Annotated in this window: 7 protein-coding genes and 2 pseudogenes; 4 read left to right on the top strand and 5 right to left on the bottom strand. The window is 65.0% G+C overall.

Annotated features, from left to right (window positions below; translation table 11 throughout):
• From G3N97_RS39775 to dld, 4 genes and pseudogenes are all read left to right on the top strand, one after another.
• Window positions 1–153 (top strand): annotated as a pseudogene (locus tag G3N97_RS39775) (GntP family permease); the annotation flags it as partial.
• A gap of 186 nt (window positions 154–339) precedes the next feature.
• Window positions 340–1,884, top strand: a complete 1,545-nt coding sequence (gene hpnR, locus G3N97_RS33225) for a hopanoid C-3 methylase HpnR (protein ID WP_205997138.1) — start codon at window positions 340–342, stop codon at window positions 1,882–1,884.
• A 93-nt stretch (window positions 1,885–1,977) separates the two neighbouring features.
• Window positions 1,978–2,868 (top strand): LysR family transcriptional regulator, encoded by an 891-nt coding sequence (locus tag G3N97_RS33220; RefSeq protein ID WP_205997137.1) that lies wholly within the window; start codon window positions 1,978–1,980, stop codon window positions 2,866–2,868.
• Window positions 2,869–3,014: 146 nt separating this feature from the next.
• Window positions 3,015–4,763 (top strand): D-lactate dehydrogenase, encoded by a 1,749-nt coding sequence (gene dld / locus G3N97_RS33215; RefSeq protein ID WP_205997136.1) that lies wholly within the window; start codon window positions 3,015–3,017, stop codon window positions 4,761–4,763.
• 50 nt (window positions 4,764–4,813) lie between these two features.
• Here the strand turns inward: dld and G3N97_RS33210 are convergent, their stop codons facing one another.
• From G3N97_RS33210 to G3N97_RS33190, 5 genes and pseudogenes are all read right to left on the bottom strand, one after another.
• Window positions 4,814–5,575 carry a DUF4410 domain-containing protein gene (locus tag G3N97_RS33210; RefSeq protein ID WP_205997135.1) on the bottom strand — a complete coding sequence of 254 codons (762 nt, stop codon included), beginning with the start codon at window positions 5,573–5,575 and terminating at the stop codon, window positions 4,814–4,816.
• 262 nt (window positions 5,576–5,837) lie between these two features.
• Complete coding sequence (locus G3N97_RS33205) at window positions 5,838–7,205, bottom strand: ATP-binding protein (RefSeq protein WP_205997134.1); 1,368 nt, start codon at window positions 7,203–7,205, stop codon at window positions 5,838–5,840.
• A gap of 9 nt (window positions 7,206–7,214) precedes the next feature.
• Complete coding sequence (locus G3N97_RS33200; RefSeq protein WP_205997133.1) at window positions 7,215–7,928, bottom strand: response regulator; 714 nt, start codon at window positions 7,926–7,928, stop codon at window positions 7,215–7,217.
• Between the two features lie 35 nt (window positions 7,929–7,963).
• The gene (locus tag G3N97_RS33195; protein WP_205997132.1) at window positions 7,964–8,284 is read right to left on the bottom strand and encodes an EF-hand domain-containing protein; all 321 of its coding nucleotides are present in this window, start codon (window positions 8,282–8,284) and stop codon (window positions 7,964–7,966) included.
• Between the two features lie 120 nt (window positions 8,285–8,404).
• Window positions 8,405–8,657, bottom strand: a pseudogene (locus tag G3N97_RS33190) (hypothetical protein); the annotation flags it as partial.

Here is an 8,657-nt window from a genome sequence, read left to right as displayed (position 1 = left end):
CTGCCGCACAACGGCGCGGTGGTGACGCTGCTGGCCGTGTGCGGTTCCACGCATCGCGAAAGCTATCGCGATCTGGTGGTGGTGAGCATCGTCGGCGCGCTGATCGCACTGGCCGTGGTGATCGTGCTGGGCTCGCTGGTCGGCAGTTTTTGAGTGCGCGATGCGGTGATAAGAAAGCAATCACGAAGCGACCACGAAGCAACGATAAAGGGCAGATAAGGAAGCGGCGCGCCTGAAAGCGCGCTCGCGCGAACGCGCGTAGACTCGCACGTGGCAGTGCCAGGCATCCAGCATCGAGCAACAGGCCGGCGCGTGACGCGCGTCGTGCAAGGAGGCTTCATGAGATTGCTTGCCGTCCACCCGAGCGGGTTGATGTACACGCGCGTGTTCCTGCGGCTCGAACCGCTGGGTCTCGAATCGGTCGCGGGCACGGCGCGCGATGCGGGCCACGAGGTGCAACTGCTCGACCTCCAGGTCGAAACGCATCGCGACCTGATGCGCCGCGTGCGCAACTGGCGACCCGAAGCGCTGTGCTTTTCGGGCAACTATCTGGCGAACATTCCCGAAATCGTCGATCTCGCGAAAGCCGTGAAGGCCGCGTTGCCGTCGTGCTTCGTGTTCGTGGGCGGCCACAGCGTGTCGTTCACGGCACGCGATCTGCTGCGTCACGCCGAGGGCGCGATCGACTGCATTCTGCGCGGCGAGGGCGAAGCGTCGATCAACGATCTGCTCGCCGTGGTGGCGCAGGGCGGCGACCTGTTGAGCGTGGCGGGCGTCGTCACGCGCGAGGGCTCCGGTCCGCCGCCGCGCTTCGTCGAGCATCTCGATCCCGTGCGTCCCGCGCGCGATCTGTTGCGGCATCGGCGCAAATACTTCATCGGCACGCTCGATCCGTGCGCGTCCATCGAGTTCGCGCGCGGCTGCCCGTGGGACTGCACGTTCTGCAGTGCGTGGACGTTTTACGGGCGCAGCTATCGCACGCGCAGCCCCGAAGTGGTGGTGGAAGAACTCGCCGCGCTGCGCGAGCCGGGCGTCTTCATCGTCGACGATGTAGCCTTCGTGCACGCTGAACACGGCATGGCGATCGCCGATGCGATCCGCCAACGCGGCATCAAGAAGCGCTACTACCTCGAAACGCGCGGCGATGTGCTGCTGCGCAACAAGGACGTGTTTCGCGCGTGGGAATCGCTCGGACTCAAGTACATGTTTCTGGGTCTCGAAGCCATCGACGAAGCGGGGCTCAAGGCGTTTCGCAAACGCATCAGTCTCGACCGCAATTTCGAGGCGCTGGAATTCGCGCGCTCGCTGGGCATTACCGTGGCCGTCAATCTGATCGCCGATCCGGACTGGGATCACGACCGCTTCGAGACCATTCGGCAATGGTGCCTGGAGATTCCGGAGATCGTGAATATCAGCGTGAACACGCCGTATCCGGGTACCGAAAACTGGCAGCAGGAATCGCGGCCGCTCACGAGCCTCGACTATCGTCTCTACGACATTCAGCACGCCGTGGTGCCGACGCGCCTGCCGTTGCCCGAGTTCTACGCGGAACTGGTGCGCACGCAGCAGGTGCTCAATCGCAAACATCTGGGCTGGAGCGCATTGCGCGGTGCGGCGGGCCAGGCCGCGCATCTGCTCGTGCGCGGTCAGACCAATTTCGTGCGCATGCTGTGGAAGTTCAACTCGGTGTTCGATCCGCGTCTGCAACTCGCCGATCACGAACGCGAGGTGAAATACGCCATGTCGCCGCCGCCTTCCACACACGGCGCGTCGGGCATCGATATGAAAACCGTCTACATTCACGGCCCGAGCGGCCGCAAGGGCCGCAAGATCGACGACGCCACTGAGCGCTTCGTCGACGAAACGCGCATGGGCACGGGCTGACGCCGTTCGTCGTTCGTCATCCGCCATCCGGCGTAATGGACGCGCACGCCGATCTGATCCACACTGCGCGGATCGGATCTAGACGAAAAAGATATGGAACTGCGTCAGCTACGCTATTTTCTCGCGGTCGCCGAGCATCTGCATTTCAGCGAAGCCGCGAACGCACTCGGTATTGCCCAGCCGCCGCTAAGCCAGCAAATCCTCAAGCTCGAAAAGGAAATCGGCACGCGGCTGTTTATCCGCCATTCGCGGCGCGTGGAATTGACCGAAGCGGGACGGCTGTTTCGCGTGCGCGCGCAACGCATCGTCGAAGACGCCGACCTCGCGCTCGCGGAGGCGCAGAACGTCGGGCGCGGCGAAAGCGGACGGCTGATTCTGGGTTTCGCGGGCTCTACTGTGTTTCATCCGCTCGTCGCCACGGTCTTGCAGCGCTTTCGCAGCGCGTGGCCCGGCGTGACGATCGGCTGCGAGGAGAGCAACAGTTCCGTGCTGCTCGACCGCGTGAACGACGCCAAGGTGGACGCGGCTTTCGTGCGTTTGCCGCTCGATTGCCGGGGTCTTGCCACGCAGATGCTGGTGGAAGAAGACGTGCTCGCCGTGCTGCCGCCGCGCCACCGTTACGCGCGTCGCCGCAGCATCGATCTGGCCGATCTTGCAGGCGATCCGCTGATTCTGTTTCCGCGTCCCATTGGCCCGGATCTCTACGATTCGATCATCAGCGCGTGTCATGCGGCGGGCTTCAATCCGGTCATCAGCATGGAGTCGCCGCAGATTTCCTCGACCGTGAACATGGCGGCGGCGGGTTTCGGCGTGACGCTGATTCCGTCTTCGATGCGGCAGATTCAGGCGAAGGGCGTGACGTATCACGCGCTCAAGGGCGGCTCGCTGCACACGACCATCGCGCTCGTCTATCGTTCGCGCGAGAAGGCGCCCACGCTGCAGAACTTCGTGCGGATCGTGCGCGAGGCGTCGCGCCACGCCTGAGGCGACTCCGGACGATCTATATCTTTTTCGTCTTGATCGAGCGGGCTTTCGATATTGGACGGCGTCGCAGCACGCCTTTATCCTTGTAAGCATTGCGAAGGCCCCGTTTCGAGTGTGTTTTCGCCCTTGATCCAGGAGCTGTTTGCATGTCCACTGTTTCTCCGTCACCGGTCGCGTCGCGCGCACAACGCGACGCCGCGCGTCCGGCGCTCATCGCCTCGCTGCAATCGCTCGTTGGCCGCGACTATGTGCTGACCGGCGACGAAGCCACGCGGCGTTATCGCACCGGATTTCGCTTCGGTCAGGGCAAGGTGGCGGCAGTGGTGCGGCCCGGCTCGCTCGTCGAGCAGTGGCAGGTGCTGCAAGCGTGCATGGCTGCGAACGCGATCGTGATTTCGCAGGCGTCGAATACCGGCTTGACGGGCGGCTCCACGCCCGACGGCGACGACTATGATCGCGACGTCGTGATCGTCAGCATGGCGCGCATGCGCACGGTCTATGTGATTGACGGCGGCAAGCAGGTCGTCTGCCTGCCGGGCTCGACGCTCGATCAACTCGAACAGACGCTCAAACCGCTAGGCCGTGAACCGCATTCGGTGATCGGCTCGTCGTGCATCGGCGCGTCGGTGATGGGCGGCGTCTGCAATAACTCGGGCGGCTCGCTGGTGCGGCGCGGTCCGGCGTACACGGAAATGAGCGTGTATGCGCAGGTCGATGCGCAAGGCCGGCTGAGTCTCGTGAACCATCTCGGCATCGCGCTGGGCGACACGCCCGAGCAGATCCTCGCGCGTCTCGATCGCGGCGAGCTGCCCGAAGACGCGATTCGCCACGATGCAGGCGCGGCGTCGGACCGGCACTATGCCGAGCACGTGCGCGACGTCAATGCCGATACGCCCGCGCGCTACAACGCCGATCCGCTGCGTCTGCATGAGGCGTCGGGATCGGCGGGCAAGGTGATGGTGTTCGCGGTGCGCCTCGATACGTTCCCCATCGAGAAGGGCGCGAAGGTGTTTTATATCGGCACCAACGCAACGTCCGAACTCACCGACGTGCGCCGTTATCTGCTCACGGAACTGTCGAATCTGCCGATTGCGGGCGAATATTTGCATCGAGACGCTTTCGATATCGCCGAGCGTTACGGCAAGGACATGTTTCTCATGATCCAGCATCTCGGCACGCAGCGACTGCCGGGGCTGTTCGCGCTCAAGAGCCGCTTCGACGCGTTCTTCGAGCGGTTCGGCTTTCTGCCCGCGCATTTCACCGACCGCGTGATGCAGGCGCTGAGCCGCCTGTTTCCGAGCCATCTGCCCGCACGCCTCAAGGATTATCGCCAGCGCTACGAACATCATTTGATGCTCAAGGTGTCCGCCGATACCGTCGATGAAACGCGTGCCTATTTGCAGCGCTATTTCTCGCAGGCAAGCGGCGATTTTTTCGAATGCACCGACGAAGAAGGCAGCAAGGCGTTTCTGCATCGCTTCGCGGCGGCGGGCGCGGCGGTGCGTTATCGCGCTGTGCACGGTCAGGAAGTCGAGGATATCGTTGCGCTCGATATTGCCTTGCGCCGTAATGATCGCGACTGGTTCGAAACCTTGCCCGCGCATGTCGAAAAGCCCATCGCCATCAAGCTGTATTACGGGCATTTTCTTTGTCACGTGTTTCATCAGGACTATATCGTTCGTAAAGGCAACGACTGTCTCGCGCTCGAACACGAGATGTGGAAACTGCTCGATGAACGCGGCGCCGAATATCCGGCGGAGCACAACGTCGGGCATCTTTATCACGCGAAGCCTGCGCTGAAGGCCTTTTATGAAGAGCTCGATCCGTGCAACTGCTTCAATCCCGGTATTGGGCAGACGTCGAAGTTCGCGCATTATCGCGAGCAGGCTGAATAAATAAAAACGGCGGCGCATGAAAGCGCCGCCGTTTTTTTATCGACGCAATTTCAGCTTGCGTTGCTGATCGGCATCCAGCCATTTTCCTGCGCGGCTTGGCCCAGTTGCTTGGCGATGGAGCGGGCGAGCTTGTCGGCATCGGAAGTCACGGTGTCGTGCTTCGCTTCCGACGCGCCGTGCAAGCCGCCGCCTGCCGCCGCCGACACCGCCACATGACCTGCCGCTGCGCCCACACCTGCCGTTTCGGCGACGCCCGGCATATGGCCGCTGTCCGCCTTCGCTTCGAAGGTCGCGAGCGCTTGCGGCGCGCCGTTGGCCGGCACGAACGAGAGGGCGATGGTCGCGCCCACTTCGCTCTTGCCCGCGCCCAGGCCGATCAGAATGCGGCGGCGACGGCTGCCTGCGTCGATGGTGTCGATGCGGCCTTCGACGACGATCGCGTTGCGTCCGGCGGGCACCGGACCATCGGCGCGCACGGCGTTCAAACCCTGCTTGCGCAATTCGGCGACGATCTCATTGGCGAGCGCTTCGCGTGCTGCGAGCGCCGTTTGTTGCTGCTGTTGCGCCGACGATTCGCCGCTCGCCATCGACTTGATCTTCTGCGCCATGCCGCCGTCGAGCTTCACGAGATCGGGCGAAATCTCGAACGCCGATACGTAGATCACGTCCGCATGCACTTGCGGCAGCGGACCGGCTGCCTGCAACGCCGTCGCGGCCGAGGCGCAGCCCGAGGCGAACAGCGAGCCGGCGAGCAGCACGGCGCCCGCGAGGCGCTTGGTCTTGTTGACGAGGGAGATAAGGAGCGAGTTCATGTCGATGTCCGTTGCCTGAATACTGCATTGCGTGAGTGATCCGATACTCGCGAATTGATCAGGATGGCGAACTATCGGAAATGCTTCGTTCGAGCTGGCAGGGCATCGTGTTCCGCGCGCGGTGTCTGGCGTGTCTTGCGGTTCGATGCGTCGTTCAGCGCATGGGTGCAAGTATGGGCAAAGGCGCGCGCGGACGCCACGCGCAAATTATGTCGACTCATGTCACCTGCGCTGAGTCGCGCTCGCCCCCAGTCAGTCGCGCTTATCCGTGCGCGGCGGTCCGGAGATTCGTCTGAGGGTTCAGCGGCAGCCGCACGACGGCTTCGAGTCCGCCGCCCGCGCGGTCGTGAAAGGTTAGCGAACCGCCGTGCAGACGCGCGATGCGTTCGACGATGGCGAGCCCGAGGCCGGTGCCGCCCGAATGCGTGCGAGCGTTGTCGCCGCGGCTGAACGGCAATTTGAGGCGCTCGAGTTCCGCGGCGCGAATGCCGTTCCCGCGATCGCAGATGGCCACGCAGGCGTCGTCGCCGTCGCGCCAGGTGCGCACGAGCAGGCCCGTGCGCGCGTACACCACCGCGTTCTGCATCAGGTTCATCAGCACGCGCATGACGGCGACGGGCCGGAACGCGAACGGCGGCACGTCGCCTTCCTCCAGGTCGAACTCGTGCCCGAGCCCCGTGAATTCGGCGACGAGCTGGCCCGCGAGCGCGTTCAGATCGCCCGTTTGCGGCGCCTCGCGTTCGCCGCTGCCCGCGTAATCCATGAACTGCTGAAGAATCGTGTCGATATGGTCGAGATAGCCCTCGGACGACGCGACGAGGCTGTCATTGGTGCCGCGCGGCAGCGCCATCGCAATCGCGAGGCGCAGCTTCGTGAGCGGCGTACGGATGTCGTGCGAGACGCCCGCGAGCATCAGCGCGCGCGTCGCTTCCGCCTGTCTGAGCGCGTCGGTCATCTGATTGAAGGCGCGGCTGACTTCGGCGATTTCTGTGGGGCCGTCGGTGGGCAGCGGCGCGGGCGCGTCGCCGGCGCTCACGCGCCGGGCCGCATCCGCGAGATCGGCCAGCGGCCGGTTCAGATGCAGCTGGATCAGCCAGCCCGTCAAACCAGCGAGCAGCGCAAGCCCGATCGACAGAATGACCGCCGTGGTGATGCCGCTCGCCTGGGCGTCGGCGGTCATCGGCAGCGCGATCCAGACCGGCTCGCCCGCCGCATGCACGCGGATCCAGAGGCGCTCCTCGTCGGTGGTTTCCCAGCGCACGGGCATGTCGGCGGGCAGATCGCGCGTGAGCGAGCGGATGAAGACGTCGCGCTGCCACGTGCGGAAGAAGCGCAGCGGGCTGATCGCGGGCATCGCCGTGCTTGCGGCGGGCGCGCTGCGATGCGCGTTCATGCGCGCGGCGGCCATGCGGCCTTCGTCGGGCGGCATGGCGGCGAGCAGGGTGTCGAGCATGCGCACGTAGTCCGCGAAAATGATCGACGCGCGCTCGATGCGCGGGCGCTGCACGAAGTGAAGCAGCGCGCTCAGCGAGCACGCCTGTGTGAGCGCGACGAGCACCACCAGCAGCACGATGTTGCGCGAGAGCAGCGAGCGCGGCAGCCAGCGGCGCGGTTGGGCGGATGTACGCATGCGGGCGCGTCAGGTGTCGACGCCGGCCACCAGCATGTAGCCGATGCCCCACACGGTCTTGATGAAGCGCGGCTTGGCGGGATCGTCCTCGACGATCTGGCGCAGCCGGAGGATCTGCACGTCGACGCTGCGATCGAGCGCGTTGTGATCGCGTCCGCGCGCGCGGGCGAGCAGATTTTCGCGGCTCACGGCGCGGTTCGGCGACGAGCCGAGCGCGTGCAGCAACAGCATCTGCGCCGAGTGGACTTCGATCGGCACGCCGTCGCGCATGAGCGTCTGCTGGCCGACATCGAAGGTGAAGTCGCCGAAACGCAGCCGCTGCGAGGTGACCGTGGGTTCGCCGGACGCCATCTTCTGGCGGCGCAGCAGCGCCTTCACGCGCGCGACGAGTTCGTCGGGCAGGAAGGGTTTGGCGAGATAGTCGTCGGCGCCGGTTTCGAGGCCGATGACCTTGTCGGCGGCGTCGCCTTTCGCGGTGAGCATCAGGATCGGCAAGGTGTGGCCTTCGGCGCGCAGACGGCGGCAGACGCTCAGGCCGTCTTCCGGCTCCATCATCAGGTCGAGCACGAGCAGGTCGTAGGGCTCGCGTTGCAGCATGCGGTCGAGGCGCTTGCCGTCGGCGACGGCGCGCACCTCGAAGCCATGTCCGCTGAGGAAGCGTTGCAGCATGTTGCGCAGCTCGGCTTCGTCGTCGAGCACGATGATCCGGTTTGCCTGGTCCATCGGCCGCCTCCGGCGGGGGTAGGTTGAAGGGCGCGTCAGCGCACCGCGGCGGCGCGTTCGCGCATGAAATCCTCGATCTGCGCGAGCGTGATGTAGCCGTTGTGCTGCGTGTCGATTTCGTCGAAGTGCTGCGCGACCATCGGCATGCCGCTTTGCGCCTGCGCGCGCGTGAGCTTGCCGTCGCCGCTCGTGTTCGCCTGGGCGAAGCGTGCGGGCAACTGCGCCATCGCGCGTTCGAGTCGTCCGCTGTTGATCGCGCCGGGCGGCGTGGACGTCGTTTGCGCGAGGGCCGTGGCCGGCACCGTCGCTGCTGCTGAAACGATACACAAAACAAGGGCGGCAATCATCTTCTTCATGCTGAACTCCGTGAGGCAGCCGACGCAGCGCGTCGGCGTGGTTGAAAAGCGGATAGGGGAATGCGGGTAAAAGCGGCGGCTAATTAAGGACTTACGTCTTTTATGCCGAGTCACGTTCGATCAGGCCCAATGCGCGGGCACCCAGACGCCGCCGGCCCAATGCGCCGGAACCCAGATGGCGGCGCGCGGCGCCGGCGCGACATAGACGGGACGCGGCGCGACATAGACCACGCGCGGCAGCGGGCGCGTCACGTAGACGACCTTGGGCGGCGGCGGCGCGACGTACACGACCTTCGGCGCGGGCGGGGCCACGTAGACGGCTTTCGGCGGCGGCGGCGCGACATACACGGTCTTCGGCGCGGGTGCCGGAGCG

The sequence above is a fragment of the Paraburkholderia sp. Ac-20347 genome, from assembly GCF_017104805.1.
GTDB classification, from domain to species: domain Bacteria; phylum Pseudomonadota; class Gammaproteobacteria; order Burkholderiales; family Burkholderiaceae; genus Paraburkholderia; species Paraburkholderia tropica.
This window is presented reverse-complemented; position numbering and strand designations above follow the sequence as displayed.

Bases quoted from the DNA above. Each gene is read 5' to 3' on its own strand.
- G3N97_RS33210 (WP_205997135.1), bottom strand. From the start codon at position 5,575: ATGAACTCGCTCCTTATCTCCCTCGTCAACAAGACCAAGCGCCTCGCG.
- G3N97_RS33195 (WP_205997132.1), bottom strand. From the start codon at position 8,284: ATGAAGAAGATGATTGCCGCCCTTGTTTTGTGTATCGTTTCAGCAGCA.
- G3N97_RS33220 (WP_205997137.1), top strand. From the start codon at position 1,978: ATGGAACTGCGTCAGCTACGCTATTTTCTCGCGGTCGCCGAGCATCTG.
- hpnR (WP_205997138.1), top strand. From the start codon at position 340: ATGAGATTGCTTGCCGTCCACCCGAGCGGGTTGATGTACACGCGCGTG.
- G3N97_RS33205 (WP_205997134.1), bottom strand. From the start codon at position 7,205: ATGCGTACATCCGCCCAACCGCGCCGCTGGCTGCCGCGCTCGCTGCTC.
- G3N97_RS33200 (WP_205997133.1), bottom strand. From the start codon at position 7,928: ATGGACCAGGCAAACCGGATCATCGTGCTCGACGACGAAGCCGAGCTG.
- dld (WP_205997136.1), top strand. From the start codon at position 3,015: ATGTCCACTGTTTCTCCGTCACCGGTCGCGTCGCGCGCACAACGCGAC.